Below are 17,202 nucleotides of genomic sequence, written 5' to 3' on the forward strand. Positions count from 1 at the left end.
ATTATGCCATTCCAAAGAAGAAGTGGCCAAATGCTGAGAATGCGATTGCTGCAAGGATGATGAGCAAGATAGCTTTTGTAGAGTTCATACCCTTACGTCCAAGCAACCAGAAGATTACACCTGTGATGATAGCTGGTACCAAACGTGGGAAGATAAGGTTGAGCATATCTTGAATTTCAATCGCTTTGTCCCCAATGTGTGGAGCCCAAGAAACTTCAACACCAATCATGCTAGCAATCAAGGCACCAACCATGAAGATACCCAGAACGGAAGCTGCGTCGATCAAAGCTGTCAAGGTACTTTGCATGTTGTTGATGAGGTTAACCCCTTCTTTATAGGCAAATTCCAACTGTTTCCAACGGAAAATGTCATAAGCAACTGCCACAGCGATCCACAAGAAGATACCGGCTGGGTTTCCTGCAATAGCCAAAGTTGCTGCGATTGAACCCATAATAGCTGGTACCAATGATCCAAAGATTGAGTCCCCAAGAGGAGCGAATGGTCCCATGAGACCTGTCTTGATCCCGTTCACCGCATCTTTTGATTTGACACCATCTTTTTCTTCCAAAGCAAGGTCAAAACCAGTGATAATGGTGTGGAAGAATGGTGAAGTATTGAAGAATTGCGTATGCAATTTCATCATTTCTTTCAATTCTGGAGTGCCATCACCATACATTTTACGCAACTGAGGTAAAAGCATATAAAGGTAACCAGAAGCCTGCATCCGTTCGTAGTTCCAACCCAATTGGAAGGTGAAGAGGCTACGTTTGTTGATTTGTTTAAAATCTTCTTTTGTTAGTTTGTAATTAGAATTCGTCATCTTCAATTTCCCCGCTTTCTACATTGCTTGCTGGAGCAGCTACGACTGTACGTTGACTGTTTTTGAAGTGTTGTACTGCAAGGAAGATACCGATAATGGCAATACCAATCATAGATACACTCTTGAAGTTGTTAACAAAAGTAATAGCTTGTTCTTTTGGAAGTTTAGCGAACACATCAGAACCAACAATGCTAGACACTGCAGCACCAAGGCTTTGAACATTGCTATAAAGCACTGTCAACATTGCTGTTAAGCCAAATCCAAGTGCTAAGTAGTGAAGGTTACGACGAACAGGAAGGTAACGAAGCAAGATCGCAAATCCAAGACCTGGAAGCATTTGACCTGCGAGTTTCAGACCGTTTGCCAACCATTGTACATTAGCAAGACCTGTAACAACAGTTTCTACGAAAGTACCACCAAAGGCAAGAGCGAAGAAGACTGGAAGGGCACGAGAAAGAGCCCAAGGAACAGCACCAAGAAGGTAGTTGCGTTCAATTCCTTTATAGTCGTAACGTTCGATCGCAGCATCTACACGGTGAGCGAAGTAAGTTGTAGTCATACGACCAAGAATATCAAAGTATGTCAACAAAGTTGCTACCGGCACAGCGATTGTAGCAATAGCAAGCTCTGCATCAATCCCTTTTGCTACTGAGAAGGCAGTCGCAAGAACGGCACCAGAAGTGGCGTCAATACGAGAAGCTCCACCGAAAGTACCAACACCGAGCACTGTCAATTGAAGAGAAGCTCCGATAAATAGACCTGTCTTTAAATCTCCCATGACAAGTCCTGTAATGAAACCAGCAAAGACTGGTGATCCTGCTGATGAAACAATCGTCAACTCATCACAGATTTGATAAGCTGAGTACAAAGTAAGTAGTAAAATTTGCCACCATTGTATCATGACAATTTCCTCCTAAAAATTTTCTTTTACTTTAATAACTTCATAAAGTCTTCTGCAGTGTCGTTTGGCACCATCTGAGACGTAATCTTCACACCTTTTTCGTGGATCTTGTTGAAGTCTTCCACGTCCGCGTCCACCACATTGATCGAGCGGGTAATCGCGCGTGTCTCATCGGATTGAGACATATTGCCGACATTCAGCGTTTCAAGCTGAACGCCTGCTTCGATCAAACGAAGGAAACGATCAGGTTTGCGAGCTACGATAAAGAGTCGTTGGCTATCATATTTTCCAGCCAAGATATTTTCCGCAGCCTTTGCGACTGGCAAGATACTGAGCTTAACACCAGGTGGTGTCGCTAGTTTCAAGCCACTTTTTTCGATATCATTTTGAGCGACTTCATCATCGATCACCATGATACGTGAAACATTTAGTTTGGTAGTCCAAAGATTGGCTACCTGCCCGTGGATCAAACGTCCATCGATACGGCATCCTACAATAGTCATAAGTTTTCCCCCTTTACTTCTTTGAATGTAGGTTGTTGAACAAGTTGAAGTGTCTCTTGGTAACGCCCTTCTGTCTCAAAGACGATCAGGCTATTGGCTCCTTCTTTGAGAAAACCATGAGGCACATAAAGTGAAGTGGTCGGTCCGACCTCCCAGAAGCGGCCAAGGTTATGGCCATTGATAAAGACGACCCCTTTCCCAAATCCTGTCATATCCAGATAGGTGTCAAGGGTGTGGTCCAGCTGAAAATCATATCGGTAAAATGCTGGAGCACCTGCCTGCCATTCCTTTGTAAAATCGAGCTGACTGAGATCTTGTAAATCCAGTGGGTACTGCTTCCAATGAAGGTGGAAATGTAAATCCACACAGACACCTGTGCGAATGCCCTTGTGCTGGCTATCAGCCAAGAGCTTGTGCCCATAGTTTACACGTCCCATATTCTCAAGCAAGATTTTTAAATTCGTAACCGCTTTCTTTTTTCCTTTGATGAAAAGATCTTCACCGATCTCTGTTTGGTATTGCGTTGCTACATGTTGATCATCCAGGTAAATCTGTACCCGATCCCGACCATCAATGATGCGCAGTCTTTCTTCTTCCGCATCCAACTCAAGGTCTGTCTCATATAGGAGATAACCTGTGGTTTGCCCCAACTCTTCCATCTTTTCGGGATAAAGGCTGGTCTCGACTTGAGCCAAATTATCCAGATTCCCAAAAAGACTAGTCTTGGCCGCCAATTGCAAGGTTTGTTCTGGTAAACACTCTTTGATAAGTGGTTCTTGCTGTGGGTATTCCGAATAATAGGTCGCCATCATCTTTTGAATGGCATAATACTTCTCCGTCGGATTGCCCTGCTCATTGAGCAAAGCCCCATAGTCATAGGACGTCACCTGTGGCAAATCAAGCGTCCCCCGAGCTGAACAACCATTCATGAAGCCAAAATTGGTTCCGCCATGAAACATGTAGAGATTAATGGAGCCAAGCTCCAAGACCTCATGGACAGCTTCAGCCAACTCCTCTGGGTCCCTTTGAATCACAGGTTCTTTCCAGCGGGTAAACCAGCCATCCCAGAATTCCATACACATCAAGGGCCATCTCTTGCCGTATTCGTCAAAGAATTCTTTCATTTGACCAAAGTTATAGGCTGCTTTGGAACCGAAGTTTCCTGTCACGAAGAGGTCTTCTTCGATCAAGGTTCCTGCTCTTAGAGTTGCTCGCCATGGACCATCTGATGTAAAGAGAGGACAGGTCACGCCTTTTTCCTTCATCAAATCCCGAATGGCACGAAGATAATCCTTGTCTTCTCCATAAGAGCCGTACTCATTTTCCACCTGCATCATGAGGATTGGACCACCCTGATCCACTTGGTAGGGTGTTAACAACCCAAGCAAGCGATCATAATAACGATCCACTGCTTCGATAAAGGCTGGGTCTGATGAGCGAATTCGCAGGTCTTCTTCCAAGAGCCAAGCTGGCAATCCACCAAATTCCCACTCTGCACAGATAAAGGGCGACGGCCTTACAATCATGTAAAGTCCTAGGGACTGGGCTGTTTGAATGAAACGCTCTAGATCCAATCGGCCACTAAAGTCAAACTGCCCTTTGCGGGGTTCATGCGCATTCCAAGGAACATAGGTCTCAACCGTGTTAAAACCCAAAGCTTTTAGATTATACAAGGAATGATACCAGTCTGCTGGGTCAATACGGAAATAATGGATTGCTCCGGATAAAATCTTAAAGGGTTGACCTTTTAAATAGAAAGCATCGCGAATCTCAAAAACTCCCATAAACGCCCCCCTTTCTTATATGTAACCCTTTTCATTTATTAATATAATAAATTATTTGAAAAATGTCAACACTTTTATAAAAAATATGTTAAAATAGGGTTAAATAAGAGAAATCTAAAGAGAGGTAGCACTATGGCAATTCCAAAGTACCAACACATCAAAGATGATTTGAAGCAGCAAATTATCTCAGGAAAATTTGAAAATGGAGATAAATTTTATACGGAAGCTGAACTCATCAAAATTTATGATGTCAGCTCTATCACCGTTGTCCGTGCTTTGAACGACCTCGCCGCCGATGGCTACATTGTCCGTCAGCAAGGAAAGGGAACCTTTGTTTCTCGTGCTCGAAAACACAAACTGGTAGAATTTTCAGATGTTGAAACCTTCCCAATCCAAAAGGCTAAAGTCAAAGTTCTCTCTATTAAACGCGGAAATACCTTGAGTATCCTAGACAAGCTAGGCCTCAACCCAACGCAATTTTACTATAAGATCGAACGGACGCGCCAGACTGGGGATGATACCTATATCTTCCACCAAACCTATGTTCCTGAACAATACATCAATCCAAACTATCCAAATTTGGAATACTACAGCTCTATCTATGATCGCTTCAAAGAAGACTATCACATTCATATGAATGATGAGCACTTCGAAGAAGTCAACGAAATCGTCTTTCCTACACCAAGCAAGATTGCTAAAGTATTGAAGATCGACGAAAATTTCCCAACAGTCAAACAAGTGAAGACGACCAAGCTAGAAGCGACTGGTCAAATCCTTGAATACTCTGAAACCTATAAACGCGGTGACTACTACAAGATCAAGTTCATCTCCTGTGACCGCGATCACTAAGAACCAAAAAGACTGAGACATCTCGGTCTTTTTTATAGATCCAGTATAGCATGTTGAAAACAATTTCTAAAGACCTCTTTAAAAATATATATAATTAGTGATAGTTTAGCTATAAAAAGTTTAAAAAAGAGAGTAGGACAGAAATCGGTCATTCGTTAGAATTCGATTTCGTCGTCCCACCTCCGCACAGTTGAGTAGGGCTGTAAAAGCTGATGAAATCAGCGTAGTAGAGCCCACTCAACCACTGCGTCTTGCTCGACAATCCAAGAACAATTAAGAGGCTAGGACTTTTGTCCCAGCCTCTTTCATCTATTTTTCAAATTCCCGTTTTTAGTTGCGCCTAGTCTCCCAAACCGATGCGTTCGAAGATTTCATCCACCCGTTTGGTGTAGTAAGTTGGGTTGAAGATTTCGTCGATTTCTTCTTGAGTGAGGCGTGAAGTCACTTCTGGATCTGCCTCAAGAAGTGGTTTGAAGTCGACTTGGTTATCCCATGATTGGGCAGTCTTCGGTTGAACAAGGTCGTAAGCTTGCTCACGCGTCATACCTTTTTCAATCAAAGTCAGCATGGCACGTTGGCTGAAAATGAGACCAAAGGTTGAATTCATGTTACGGATCATGTTTTCTGGGAAGACCGTCAAGTTCTTGACGATATTTCCAAAACGGTTAAGCATGTAGTCAATCAAGATAGTTGTGTCTGGTGCGATGATCCGCTCAGCTGATGAGTGAGAGATATCCCGTTCGTGCCAAAGAGAGACATTCTCATAAGCTGTTACCATGTGACCACGGATAACACGCGCAAGACCTGTCATGTTTTCAGAACCGATCGGGTTGCGTTTGTGAGGCATGGCTGAAGACCCTTTTTGACCTTTGGCAAAGAATTCTTCCACTTCACGTTGTTCAGATTTTTGAAGACCACGGATTTCAGTCGCCATCCGCTCGATAGAAGTTGCGATGCTAGCAAGAACTGCAAAGTACTCAGCATGAAGATCACGAGGAAGGACCTGTGTAGAGATTTCTTGAGCACGGATACCCAATTTGTCGCAGACGTATTTTTCAACGAATGGTGGGATGTTGGCAAAGTTCCCAACCGCACCAGAAATCTTACCAGCTTCCACACCAGCAGCCGCATGCTCGAAACGCTCGATGTTCCGTTTCATTTCGCTGTACCAAGTGGCCAATTTAAGACCAAAAGTTGTCGGCTCCGCATGCACACCGTGGGTACGACCCATCATGATGGTGAACTTGTGTTCTTTCGCTTTGTCAGCGATGATGTTAAGGAAGTTTTCAAGGTCCTTACGGATGATATCGTTGGCTTGTTTGTAGAGGTAACCGTAGGCCGTATCTACCACGTCAGTAGATGTCAAACCATAGTGAACCCACTTGCGCTCTTCACCAAGAGTCTCAGAAACCGCACGTGTGAAGGCCACCACATCGTGACGAGTTTGCTGCTCGATTTCCAAAATACGGTCGATATCAAAGTCGGCTTTTTCACGAATCAAAGCTACATCTTCCTTAGGGATTTCTCCCAACTCAGCCCATGCTTCGTCAGCTAAGATTTCCACCTCAAGCCAAGCACGGTATTTATTTTCTTCAGTCCAAATGTTCGCCATTTCAGGGCGAGAGTAACGTTCGATCATATTATTATTTTCCTTTCTTTTGATGTTTCACATCAGTTAGCAACCAACAGTCGTTTTATTCAAATTCTTCTTTTCCAATCCACACCGATGGATAGTGATCGAGTGTATTCAAATCCGTATCCAGAGGCAGATCATAGATGGCTAAATAGTTTTCAGAATATTGTGCAACTAGCTCTTCATACTTAGCTTTCACCTTTTCGTGATCACTACTAGCATACAAGACTTCGACGACTGCTCCTGTCTTCTCTTTTTCGACAAATGCGTTGACGATGAGTTGAATCATAAAACCTCCTAAATCGAAATGCCCTTCATATTTGCTTCCAGAATAGGCATCTTCACACCTAACTCCTGACCAGTCTGATAAACACTTTGACAACAATAGAAGATGTCCTGTTTATCATTGTGTAAGGTCATGATTTTTCGGGTTAGCTCATTTTTCGCAAACATAACTTTCATGGCTTTGCCGGCTATCCAAGCCGGAATTTTGTAGGGTAAGAGTTCTGACTTATAAAGTTTCAAATTCACACCACGCGCTTCTACAACTTTCAAAGCTTCTCGAATGGCCTTGATAGCTAATGATAATTCCGAAGAACTATTCATCAAGTTCAGAGCCAATTCTTCTGGATTTTCCAGATTCCCTGAACGAGCAGCTGTCGAAGTAACACCCGCATTAATCGCCATATGAATCCAAATCCACTCGACCATATCATGAGGCACTTCCCACTTCAAATCTGCAGAAGTCAGTAAAGTCGTCAAATCAGAATAGTTAGAAATGTGTGCTTTTTGCTCAGCTTCTAGCATTAAATGGTCAAACAAGACACCATCCAAATGGTCCTCCTGCATGTGACCTCCAGCTGTCGGAAAGGCCAGAATATAGTCGTAATCCCCTGCCCACTCTTGGACCTCTTTTCGAGTATCCCAGAAATTGCAGAAAAAAACAAGGGTACCTTTGATATTATTTTTTCGCAAGGTCTCCACAGCTTCTTTGACACACCCATGACGCACACTCAGAAAAATAAAATCATATTCCGAATCAGCTTCCGCCACATGAACCTCATAGGTATCATGCTTGTTCTCACCCTTGGAATGATAGCGACCATCTAGCAGATCAACCGACAACTCCTTCGGAGCTGTGCTTTTCTTACTATCTCTCAGCACGTGTTCCACTTGATGGCCTGCTTTTTGAAAGGCGTAGGCATAAGTGGTCCCGATGACTCCAAGTCCTAGAATCGCTATTCTCACTTAAAAATCAATCCCTTTCCCAAACTCCTCAACCTCATCTGGCACATCACTAAACAAAGTCACATGTCCCATTTTGCGGTTGTGCTTTGCTTCTAGTTTACCATATAAGTGGAGGTGAGCGCTTGGATTTTCTGTCACATATGTTTCAGCAGCCTCGACGTGTTGGCCGAGAACATTGAGCATAACAGCAGGCGCATGAAGCTGGATTGCTGGAAGTGGTGCTCCGAGAACACCCAAGATATGGGTGTCGAATTGGGAGAAGTCACAAGCTTCAATCGAGTAATGGCCTGAGTTGTGTGGACGTGGAGCAATTTCGTTGACAATGATGTCATCAGCGGTTGCAAACATTTCCACGCAGAGAGTTCCAGACAAGTTAAGCTGTTCTGCAATTCGTACTGCCATGGCTTTGGCTTTTTCAGCTAGACTTTCTGAAATGCGAGCAGGCACAATGGTTTTTGAAAGAATGTTGTTACGGTGGATATTTTCCTGAACGGGGAAGACTGTCACATCCTTGCCATTTCCAGATACGATGACAGAAATTTCAAGGTCGAAGTTGACAAACTCTTCTAAAACGCAGTCTGCTGAATCAGCTAACGCATAGGCTTCTTCCAAATCTGCTTCTGAACGAATAACCTTTTGACCATGGCCATCATAACCACCGGTCGCCGTCTTGAGGACATAGTTTTTCGACAGGTCGATATCTGCCAAATCCTGGCTTGAGGTCACGACCTTGTATGGTGCTACAGTGACTTGGGCCTTGTTAGAAAGAAAGTCCTTCTCAAAGATTCGATTTTGAGAGATGCGGAGTAGGTCTGTCCCTTGAGGAAGCTGACCATCTTTGATAACAGCATCCAAACCGTCAGCATCGACATTTTCAAATTCATAAGTGAGAACATCACAGCGCTCTGCCAACTGACGAAGAGCATCCACGTCGTCGTAAGGAGCCACGATGATTTCCGCCACACGAGAGGCTGGGCAATCAGCTGCTGGATCCAACGCAATAACCTTGTGTCCCATGTAAATAGCTGAGATCGCCATCATCTGACCGAGCTGGCCACCACCGATGATCCCAATGGTTTTAGTTGAGCTCATTTGTAGACTCCTCTGCGATTTTTCCTTGTTCTTCTGCGAAATCCGCTAACGCTGTCGCAATAGCCTGGTCCTCTACTGAAAGAAGACGAAGGGAAAAGAGAGCTGCATTTGTCGCACCAGCTTCACCGATCGCCATAGTTGCGACAGGTACACCACCTGGCATCTGAACAATCGAATAGAGCGAATCCACACCGCTAAGAGCACGTGATTTGACTGGTACGCCGATGACTGGAAGGGTAGTTTTAGCAGCAACCATCCCTGGCAAGTGAGCAGCACCACCCGCACCTGCAATAATAACCTTGATGCCACGGCTACGTGCTTCTTCTGCATGTTTGAACATGAGATCCGGCGTCCGGTGTGCGGAAACAACTTTCTTTTCGTAAGCGACACCAAAGTTATCGAGGACTTCAGCGGCTTTTTGCATGGTTGCCCAGTCAGATTTTGAGCCCATGATGATGGAAATTACTGGTTTCATAGTTAATAATATCCTTTTCTTTTTTGATAATGGTCTTAGGTGGTGGGGACGGAAGCAAACCTTCGGTTTCATTCCTAAACTTTGAGCCTAAGGTCTCAAAGTTTCCCCCGACCAGAACATTCACTGTTCTGGTCTTTTCACCACGGCGACCATTATCGGGTTTGGCGACTTCGTCGCCTAAAATAGCAATGATATTTGAAAACTCGAAGAAAACCACAGAGTGACAAGGCAAAGCGACGAAGATAGAACTAACGTTCAGCAAGGAGCTTTAACACAGGCAATCGAAGGTTTTCAAAGAGTTTTATTTGTTAGCCTTGCTACCGATATCCGTACGATAGAACAGGCCTTCTGTGTTTTGTTTATTGAGTTCGTTGTAGATGATGTTTTGGCCGTCTTTGACGGTGTCTGCTGTTGTGACAAGCATGTAGACACGTCCGCCGTTTGAGAGAAGGTCTTGCCCTTTTTCAGCAAATTTCGCTCCAGCATAGTAAGTGATGATGTCACCCTCTGTCTTGGCTGGAAGCTTGACACCCTTCTCATAAGCCAGTGGGTAACCGTTTGATGCGACAACTACACCCAGTGTCACACCCTTGTCCGTCCAAGTGATGGCTGGCTCTTTGCCATCCAAAATGTCAGTGATGTTTTGTGCAAAGTCAGATGTCAAACGAGGCAAGATGATTTGCGTTTCAGGATCGCCAAAACGTGAGTTGAACTCGATGACTTTAGGGCCATCAGCTGTCAAGATAAGACCAGCGTAAAGAACACCAAGGTAGGGACGTCCTTCTTTAATCATGCCTTCAAGAACTGGCTTGACAATGGTGTCAACCGCTGTGTCAACCACGCTCTGTGGTAAGTGAGGAACTGGCGCATAGGCACCCATCCCACCAGTGTTCGGACCCTTGTCGCCATCATAAGCACGTTTGTGGTCCTGCGCCGTTGGCATAATGTAGAACTTATCCCCATTGACAAAGGCAAAGAGTGAAAACTCCTCCCCGTCAAGGAATTCCTCGATGACCACACGCGCACCTGAATCACCGAATTTATTGTCCAAAAGCATCTCGTGAGCAGCTTCAACCGCTTGCTCCACTGTCTCCGCAACGACGACACCTTTCCCAAGGGCCAAACCGTCTGCCTTGACAACGATTGGGGCGCCTTTTTCCTCGATGTAGGCCTTGGCTTCCTCGAAATCTGAAAAGGTTCCATAGGATGCTGTCGGAACGTCGTATTTGACCATGATTTCCTTAGCAAAATCCTTAGACCACTCCAGCTCAGCCGCAACCTTGGTCGGACCAAATGCTTTGAGTCCTGCCGCATTGAAATCATCCACGATACCAGCAGCAAGAGCATCATCGGGACCGATAAAGGTCCAAGCAACATCATTGACTTTTGCGAAGTCAATCAGCTTAGAATGTTCGGAAATTCCGATATTGATCAAATCCAGACCATCTAATCGCATCCCGTCATTACCAGGAGCCACAAAAACCTGCTCAACGTCTGTAGACTCCAACAATTTCTTAGCAATCGCATGCTCACGACCGCCAGATCCAACAACCAAAAGTTTCATCTCGAACCTCTTTTGCGAATTATTTTATTAAATTATATCATAATCGTTCGTTTTATTCTAATGATTTCAGCAAAAGTCTCCTATTTTCAGTAGAATCCAAACATTTTTTGCTATTTTCTCCTATTTCTCATTTTTTTCCGAATAGTATAGATGAGACCTACTAATTGACGAAAAGGAGTATTATGCAAACGATCAAAAAATTTCTAGTACTGACTTGTGCGACATGGGGGATGCAAGCCTCTATTGCCCATGCAGATCAAGCGACCAATGCTATCTATGCCGAAAAAGGGCAGCTGATGATTCATCTTGGAAACGTCCCAGATAGATACCAAAAGATCCAAGTCCCCGTCTGGTCTGACCAAAATGGCCAAGATGACCTGATTTGGTATCCTGTGCAACGCAGTGACAAGGGATTTGACCTACAAGTACCATTGACCAACCATTCTGATCAAGCCGGACTTTATCATGTCCATGTCTATGGGGTGGAGGCAAATGAACAGTTAACTGGTCTTTACCCTCTCACGACCAGCGTCCAGCAAAAAGACCTGGCTTCTTCCCAGCCAAAAATCACGATCACACCCATCTCCTCACAAGAATTTGAGGTGGACCTAAAGTTGTTCGAAGACGTTGACGAGATTGTCTTCCCGATCTGGTCTGAAGAAAATGGGCAGGATGATCTGGTCTGGTATCCTGCAAAGAAGATTGCACCTGGACATTTCCAACTGCGCTTTCAGGCTCAAAAACACAAGGGAAGCGGGCTATTTCATCTACATGTCTATCAGAAAAGCCAGGGACAACTAAAAGGGCTATTCCCCACTACCTTTCAAGTGGAAAAGGCAAAGCCAAAGCTCACTCCACTCGCGACACACCCGGGAAATACCTACCCCATTGGTGAGTGCACCTGGGGAGCCAAAGAATTAGCCCCTTGGGCCCACAACTGGTGGGGAAACGGTGGCATGTGGGCAGCTAGTGCACGCGCTGCTGGATTCCGGACAGGAGACACTCCAGAGGTCGGCGCTATCGCCTGTTGGGACAATGGGGGATATGGCCATGTCGCCTTGGTTACGGACGTCGAACATGACCAAAAAATTCAGATCCAAGAGGCTAACTACAACGGCCATCGCTATATTGACAACTTCCGCGGTTGGTTCGATCCAACCAACCCCATCTGGGGAACCGTCACCTACATCTACCCCGATTAAGGTCTTCTTAACCAGCAGAAAGGGAGTGGGAAAGAACTCAGACTATTTAAAAAAGGTTGAAAAGGTTCCCCAAACCTTTTCAATCTTCCCACCCCGCACAGCTTCAACAGTCTGGGAGACTGTTGAAGGTTGTGGATAAAGGAAACTTTGTTTCCTTCATTAGGTTATCTTTGGAGCTTAAAAAGCGAAAAAAGATACCAATCAACCACTGCGTCTTGCAGTTATTCCTATCAAACATCAAAGGCTGGACATTTTTTGCCCAGCCTTTTTGATTAATGTCTAAAATGTCTGACTCCTGTAAAGATCATGGTCAAGCCGTATTTATCAGCCGCTTCGATTGACTCTTGGTCACGAACTGATCCACCTGGCTGGATGATCGCTTTAATCCCTGCTTTAGCGATTTCTTCCACATTATCTGCAAATGGGAAGAAGGCATCTGAAGCAAGAACAGCACCATCAAGACGGTCTTTGGCTTGGTCAATAGCGATGCGGACTGAAGCCACACGGTTGGTTTGACCTGGGCCAACACCAAGTGTCATGTGGTCGTTGGTCACGATAATACCATTTGATTTCACATACTTGATAGCTTTCCAAGCAAACTCAAGAGCTGTCGCTTCTGTCTCAGTTGGTTGGCGTTTGGTAACCACTTGCCAGTCAGCTGGACTTTCTTTCACCACGTCTTGGTTTTGAACGAGGAGACCACCAACAACACCAGTGTATTCTGCTTCCACTTCACTAGCATCTTGAGCGTCAAATGGTAGCTCAAGAATCCGCAAGTTTTTCTTCTTGGTAGTCAAGATTTCAAGCGCTTCGTCTGTGTAGCTTGGTGCAATGATGATTTCAAGGAAAACACCATGCATCTTCTTAGCTGTCGCAACATCTACCTCGCGGTTGAGAACGACGATACCACCGAAGATGGATACTGGGTCAGACTCATAAGCGTAGTCCCAAGCAGTTTCGATGTCGTCAGCTTGACCAATCCCACATGGGTTCATGTGTTTCAAGGCCACAACGGTTGGACGGTCTTTGAAATCACGGATGATCCGGATAGCGGCATCCGCATCACGGATATTGTTGAAGGACAATTCTTTCCCATTCAACTGTTTAGCGGAAGCAATAGAGTAATCCGTTGGCAAAGCTTTTTGATAGAAGTCTGCGTCTTGTTGAGGGTTTTCCCCATAACGCATTGGTTGCTTGAGATCATAAGTCAGAGTGAGTTTTTCAGGTTTTTCTTCACCCACTTGAGCAGTGAAGTATTCTGCGATCAAAGCATCATAGGCTGCTGTGTGGCGGAAGACTTTCGCTGCCAAACGTTGGCGAGTTTCGTAACTTGTTTCGCCGTTGGCTACCAATTCGTCCAAAACCACAGCATAGTCAGCAGGATCTACCACAACTGTTACGCTAGCGTGGTTTTTAGCTGCTGAACGAAGCATAGATGGTCCACCAATATCGATGTTCTCCACCGCGTCAGCGTAAGTCACGTCCGGTTTGAGAATCGTTTCCTTGAATGGGTAAAGGTTGACCACAACAAGGTCGATCAACTCGATATTATTGTCCTTAGCAGCCTCTAGGTGACTATCGAGGTCACGACGAGCGAGCAGACCACCGTGGATATTTGGATGAAGAGTCTTCACACGACCGTCCATCATTTCTGGGAAACCAGTCACATCGTCGATGGCAATGGTATCTACCCCAGCATTGTCAAGGGCAACTTTAGTCCCACCTGTTGAGATTATGTCCCAACCGAGTTTTTTGAGTTCTTGGGCAAATTCAACAATACCCGCTTTGTCTGAAACACTAATTAGTGCGCGTTTAGTCATTTTTTCTTTCTTTTCCTTTTTTAAAAAGTTCTTTATCTGCTACAGTCGAAAATGTTCTTTCCAATCAATGGCTTCCTTATTTTCGTGCTACTCCCAAACGTTCCAAGACTTCTGGATAGAGCTTGTACTCTGTTTCGTGGATGCGAGTTTCGAAAGTATCAAGGGTATCACTTTCTAGACGTGGCACACGGACTTGTTTGATGACCTTACCAGTGTCCACACCAGAATCCACCCAGTGAATGGTCACACCGCTCTCAGCAACGCCTGCATTCCAAGCATCCTCAATACCATGAGCACCAGGGAATTCAGGGAGATAAGCCGGGTGAATATTGATGATACGGCCTTCATAAGCTGCTAGCAAGGTTGGGCCAACGATTTTCATATAACCCGCCAAACAAACCAAGTCAATCTGGTGTTCATTCAAGAGTTTAACGATAGCTTCTTCATAAGCTGCTTTATTATCAAATTCCTTGAGTTCAAAGGCATGGCTCACCACGCCAAGGTTTTTGGCACGTTCTAAGACATAGGCATCCCGGTGATCGGAAAAGACAAATTCTACTGGAAATTGTTCCGCAATCACCTGAAAGTTTGAGCCGTTGCCAGAGGCAAAAACAGCAATTTTCATATTCGATACAAAGGGACGTTTCGGCTAGCCGAACAGTTTCGTAGAAAAATAGGAAATCATTGCTGGGTGCTTGCACACAAAATGATTTCTCTTTTTTCCTAGAAAATGAGTCCCGTGTTCAGTTAGGCTAGCTAACTAAACACTCCTTTCTACAATTTCTCCGTATAAAATGGTGATATCACCATTATTTAATCACCACACTTGCGCCATCTTTCTTCACAATCCGACCAATTTCATAAACAGGTTCGTCAAGAAGTTCTTTGACACGTTCCACATTTTCTGGTTTCACTGCAAGCATGAGACCAATTCCCATGTTGAAGATTTCAAACATTTCTTCATGTTTGATTTGGCCATATTTTTCAAGGGCTTTGAAAATTGGAAGAACTGGGACTTTGCTTTCGTCAATTTCAGCAGCTAAGTCATCTGAGAACATACGTGGTACATTTTCGATGAAACCACCACCTGTGATGTGGGCAATTCCGTTGACCAATTCTTCTTTGATGAGTGGCAAAGCTGCTTTGACGTAGATCCGAGTTGGTTCCAAAAGAACGTCTTTAAGTTTTTTGCCTTCCAATTCTGGGAGAACTTCTTCACCTGTGTAATCCGCAAAGACACGACGAACAAGTGAGTAACCATTTGAGTGGATACCGCTTGAAGCAAGTCCAAGAATCACATCCCCTTCAGCTACTTTTGAACCGTCAATGATTTGAGATTTTTCTGCAACACCGACAGCAAACCCAGCCAAATCATAGTCATCTTCACCATACATACCAGGCATTTCAGCCGTTTCTCCACCGATAAGGGCTGCACCAGCCTGCACACAACCTTCTGCAACACCAGCAACGACTTGCTCTAATTTAGCAGGTTCATTTTTACCAGTTGCGATATAGTCAAGGAAGTAAAGGGGCTCCGCACCTGCAGCGATGATATCGTTAACACACATGGCCACACAGTCTTGACCGATCGTATCGTGTTTGTCGTACTTGATGGCAAGCATGAGTTTAGTACCGACACCATCTGTACCTGAGATCAAAACAGGCTCTTTGACACCTGTTTTTGAAAGATCAAACATGCCTCCGAAACCACCAAGAGCTCCCATGACACCCGCACGTTCCGTACGAGCAACGTGTTTTTTGATCCGTTCAACAACTTCATAACCCGCTTCAACATCCACACCCGATTGGGCATAAGCATTTTTAGACATATTTTTTTCCTCTTTTTCTTTTGCACTGCTCTTAATAGAAAGAAGTATGTTCTTTCAAACTTTCCACATAGCGTTCTTCGTAGTCATACAAAGGCGTTGGATATTTTCCATCAAAGTAAGCCACACAAAGACCGCCATTTGGAGCATCTGTATCAATTCCAATAGAATCAATCAAGCCATCGATTGACAAATACGTCAAGCTATCTGCACCAATAATATCGCGTGTTTCCTCTACTGTGTGATTGGCAGCAATCAATTCCTTACGTGTTTGAATATCGATCCCGTAGAAACATGGGTAGGCAAGGGCTGGGCTACCGATTGCTACGTGGACCTCTGTAGCTCCTGCTTCTTTCAATAACTTCACAATCCGACGTGATGTGGTCCCACGTACGATAGAATCATCAATCATGACAACCCGTTTGCCTTTTACAACACCGGATACGGCAGAAAGCTTCATCCGAACCCCTTGCTCACGTAATTCTTGTGTCGGTTGAATAAAGGTTCGTTGGGTGTATTGGTTTTTAATCAAGCCCATTTCATTTGGCAGACCGGATTCTTCCGCAAATCCCATGGCTGCACTAAGTGAAGAGTTCGGTACACCGACCACAATATCTGCTTCATGTTTGAATTCACGTGCCAATTGAGCCCCCATACGTTTACGTGCTGTATGGACATTGACCCCTTGAATATTGGAGTCCGGGCGGGCAAAGTAGATATACTCCATTGAGCAAACAGCCAATTGGGTGTCCGTTGTATAGTTATCGTAAGTGATGCCGTTATCATCGATGATCACAACTTCACCTGGATTTACATCGCGGATCCACTCTGCTCCAACCACTTCAAAGGCACAGGTTTCAGAGGAGACCACAATAGCGCCATTGGCCATTTTCCCAATTGAAAGAGGACGGAAACCATTTGGATCCAAGGCTGCAATCAGCTTATCTTCCAGCATGAGAAGGTAAGCAAATCCACCTTTCACCGTATTCAAGGCTTCTTTCACCTTACCCATGAAGGATGGGTTGTGGCTCCGACGAATCAAGTGGGCCAAGATTTCTGAATCAGAAGTTGAGCTAAAGATCGCTCCGTTATTTTCCAACTCCCGTTTGAGGGACTTGGCATTGGTCAAATTCCCGTTGTGGGCCAGTCCAAACTGGGTATCATGAAAGCGAAAGAGAAAGGGCTGGATGTTATCCACCGAAGCTTCCCCAGCTGTCGCATAGCGAACATGGCCAATCGCTCCCGTTCCTGTTAACTTATCCAAATTAGCAGGATTTCGAAATACTTCTGAGAGAAGACCCGTATCACGATACCGTTTTAGTTGACCCGCATCATTCGAAAGGATCCCCGCCCCTTCTTGACCACGGTGTTGAAGACTGTGTAATCCGAAATAAGTCAGTTTTGCAGCATCTGGGTGTCCCCAGATCCCAAAAATACCACATTCTTCATTAAGAGATTTAACTTCGTATGTCATTTTGTATACCT

General features: G+C 44.7%; 16 protein-coding genes. 2 read left to right on the plus strand and 14 right to left on the minus strand.

The genetic code is table 11. The annotated features are described in order from the left end of the window. Position 1: 1 nt before the first annotated feature. From RDV49_RS02110 to RDV49_RS02125, 4 genes are read right to left on the minus strand one after another with little or no spacing between them, the layout of a single operon-like run. Positions 2-820 carry a PTS system mannose/fructose/sorbose family transporter subunit IID gene (locus RDV49_RS02110; protein ID WP_003009326.1) on the minus strand — a complete coding sequence of 273 codons (819 nt, stop codon included), beginning with the start codon at positions 818-820 and terminating at the stop codon, positions 2-4. After that, positions 807-1,721, minus strand: a complete 915-nt coding sequence (locus RDV49_RS02115; RefSeq protein WP_003009324.1) for a PTS mannose/fructose/sorbose/N-acetylgalactosamine transporter subunit IIC — start codon at positions 1,719-1,721, stop codon at positions 807-809. The genes RDV49_RS02110 and RDV49_RS02115 overlap by 14 nt, the downstream gene beginning before the upstream one ends. Before the next feature lie 26 nt (positions 1,722-1,747). Continuing rightward, on the minus strand, positions 1,748-2,224 hold the full coding sequence (locus RDV49_RS02120; protein WP_003009322.1) for a PTS sugar transporter subunit IIB: 477 nt from the start codon (positions 2,222-2,224) through the stop codon (positions 1,748-1,750). Continuing rightward, positions 2,221-4,008, minus strand: coding sequence for a glycoside hydrolase family 35 protein (locus tag RDV49_RS02125; protein ID WP_003009318.1), 1,788 nt, complete (start codon positions 4,006-4,008; stop codon positions 2,221-2,223). The genes RDV49_RS02120 and RDV49_RS02125 overlap by 4 nt, the downstream gene beginning before the upstream one ends. Before the next feature lie 132 nt (positions 4,009-4,140). Here RDV49_RS02125 and RDV49_RS02130 point away from each other — a divergent pair, with 132 nt between their 5' ends. Further along, positions 4,141-4,857 carry a GntR family transcriptional regulator gene (locus tag RDV49_RS02130; protein ID WP_003010664.1) on the plus strand — a complete coding sequence of 239 codons (717 nt, stop codon included), beginning with the start codon at positions 4,141-4,143 and terminating at the stop codon, positions 4,855-4,857. Positions 4,858-5,197: 340 nt separating this feature from the next. On the opposite strand, the gene purB is transcribed toward RDV49_RS02130, so the two are convergent. The 6 genes from purB to purD all read right to left on the minus strand — a co-directional run bounded on the left by purB (position 5,198) and on the right by purD (position 10,869). Continuing rightward, positions 5,198-6,496: an adenylosuccinate lyase gene (gene purB, locus RDV49_RS02135; RefSeq protein WP_003009314.1), complete on the minus strand. Its 1,299-nt coding sequence runs from the start codon at positions 6,494-6,496 to the stop codon at positions 5,198-5,200. Positions 6,497-6,551: 55 nt separating this feature from the next. Then, positions 6,552-6,779: a hypothetical protein gene (locus RDV49_RS02140; protein ID WP_003009311.1), complete on the minus strand. Its 228-nt coding sequence runs from the start codon at positions 6,777-6,779 to the stop codon at positions 6,552-6,554. Positions 6,780-6,787: 8 nt separating this feature from the next. Further along, entirely contained in the window at positions 6,788-7,738 is a 951-nt protein-coding gene (locus RDV49_RS02145; protein WP_003009308.1) for a ketopantoate reductase family protein, read from the minus strand. Next, complete coding sequence (gene purK, locus RDV49_RS02150) at positions 7,739-8,830, minus strand: 5-(carboxyamino)imidazole ribonucleotide synthase (RefSeq protein WP_003009305.1); 1,092 nt, start codon at positions 8,828-8,830, stop codon at positions 7,739-7,741. Beyond that, positions 8,817-9,305 carry a 5-(carboxyamino)imidazole ribonucleotide mutase gene (gene purE, locus RDV49_RS02155; protein ID WP_003009303.1) on the minus strand — a complete coding sequence of 163 codons (489 nt, stop codon included), beginning with the start codon at positions 9,303-9,305 and terminating at the stop codon, positions 8,817-8,819. The genes purK and purE overlap by 14 nt, the downstream gene beginning before the upstream one ends. A gap of 301 nt (positions 9,306-9,606) precedes the next feature. Further along, complete coding sequence (purD, locus tag RDV49_RS02160; RefSeq protein WP_003009299.1) at positions 9,607-10,869, minus strand: phosphoribosylamine--glycine ligase; 1,263 nt, start codon at positions 10,867-10,869, stop codon at positions 9,607-9,609. Between the two features lie 182 nt (positions 10,870-11,051). Here purD and RDV49_RS02165 point away from each other — a divergent pair, with 182 nt between their 5' ends. Beyond that, positions 11,052-12,071 (plus strand): GBS Bsp-like repeat-containing protein, encoded by a 1,020-nt coding sequence (locus RDV49_RS02165; RefSeq protein WP_003009298.1) that lies wholly within the window; start codon positions 11,052-11,054, stop codon positions 12,069-12,071. A 272-nt stretch (positions 12,072-12,343) separates the two neighbouring features. On the opposite strand, the gene purH is transcribed toward RDV49_RS02165, so the two are convergent. From purH to purF, 4 genes are all read right to left on the minus strand, one after another. Further along, positions 12,344-13,891, minus strand: coding sequence for a bifunctional phosphoribosylaminoimidazolecarboxamide formyltransferase/IMP cyclohydrolase (purH, locus tag RDV49_RS02170; protein WP_003009296.1), 1,548 nt, complete (start codon positions 13,889-13,891; stop codon positions 12,344-12,346). A gap of 76 nt (positions 13,892-13,967) precedes the next feature. Further along, complete coding sequence (purN, locus tag RDV49_RS02175) at positions 13,968-14,516, minus strand: phosphoribosylglycinamide formyltransferase (protein ID WP_003009293.1); 549 nt, start codon at positions 14,514-14,516, stop codon at positions 13,968-13,970. 184 nt (positions 14,517-14,700) lie between these two features. Beyond that, positions 14,701-15,720, minus strand: coding sequence for a phosphoribosylformylglycinamidine cyclo-ligase (gene purM / locus RDV49_RS02180; protein ID WP_003009290.1), 1,020 nt, complete (start codon positions 15,718-15,720; stop codon positions 14,701-14,703). Positions 15,721-15,751: 31 nt separating this feature from the next. Then, positions 15,752-17,191: an amidophosphoribosyltransferase gene (gene purF / locus RDV49_RS02185; protein ID WP_003009289.1), complete on the minus strand. Its 1,440-nt coding sequence runs from the start codon at positions 17,189-17,191 to the stop codon at positions 15,752-15,754. Positions 17,192-17,202 lie beyond the last annotated feature (11 nt).

The sequence above is a fragment of the Streptococcus parasanguinis genome (assembly GCF_031582885.1).
Classification (GTDB): domain Bacteria; phylum Bacillota; class Bacilli; order Lactobacillales; family Streptococcaceae; genus Streptococcus; species Streptococcus parasanguinis_M.